1 pseudogene is annotated in these 253 nt (G+C 42.3%); it reads left to right on the forward strand.

The window, feature by feature from the left end:
* Positions 1-253, forward strand: a pseudogene (locus AAEY62_RS23560) (AmpG family muropeptide MFS transporter); the annotation flags it as partial.

The following is a 253-nucleotide window of genomic DNA, read 5'->3' on the forward strand; positions in this document are numbered from 1 at the left end:
CCGCAGTATGATTGGCTTATTTGGCATTGTGTTTGGCGCTTACAGCATTAACTTTTTATGGTCGCCGTTAATTGATCGTACCAAACTACCCTTTTTATACAAATGGTTAGGCCAACGCCGAAGCTGGATACTGTTTTGCCAAAGCTTTATTTTACTTGGCACACTGCTATTAGCAGGGCTTGATTTAAAAGCCAATTTAGCGCTCGTCGCCGCACTTTGTTTATTAATAGCCATAGCCTCTGCCACTCAAGAT

This window comes from Pseudoalteromonas sp. GW168-MNA-CIBAN-0100 (assembly GCF_040309225.1).
GTDB classification, from domain to species: domain Bacteria; phylum Pseudomonadota; class Gammaproteobacteria; order Enterobacterales; family Alteromonadaceae; genus Pseudoalteromonas; species Pseudoalteromonas arctica.